Here is a 388-nt window from a genome sequence, read left to right as displayed (position 1 = left end):
TTGGCCCTTGAAGTCTGGTAACTTGCTTTGGCTTTGACCCTTCATGCCCTCGCTAGTCACGCTAGCGTTGACAACTGGTGAATAAGTCGCTTCAGCAGTTGTCCCGTTGACGTCAGTGGCTTGAATGCGGGCTGGGACTGGTTGACCCACGTAACCTGGATTTGGTGTGAAGGTCACGGTTCCGTCTTGGGCTAGGCTGTAGGTCCCGACTTGCTTGCCTGCTTGGTCCAAAGCTGGAATAGTCGTGTCAGCCACTGCTTGGCCATTGACCACAAATTTGAGGCTGCCTGGGACTAAGTCCACGCTTTGTTCAGTGCCGTCAATATTGGCAGAACCTGGTACAAACTTAACTTGACCTGTTTGGGCTTGGTTAACCACGCCTGAAGAG

At 52.6% G+C, this 388-nt stretch carries 1 protein-coding gene; it reads right to left on the bottom strand.

The window, feature by feature from the left end; genetic code table 11:
- Positions 1-388: Ig-like domain-containing protein (locus HMPREF3093_RS09960; protein WP_257244545.1), on the bottom strand; the 388-nt coding region annotated here is incomplete at both ends.

Source organism: Abiotrophia sp. HMSC24B09 (assembly GCF_001815865.1).
Classification (GTDB): Bacteria; Bacillota; Bacilli; order Lactobacillales; family Aerococcaceae; genus Abiotrophia.
The sequence above is the reverse complement of the archived record's forward strand: the minus strand, read 5'-3'. Positions and strand labels throughout refer to the sequence as shown.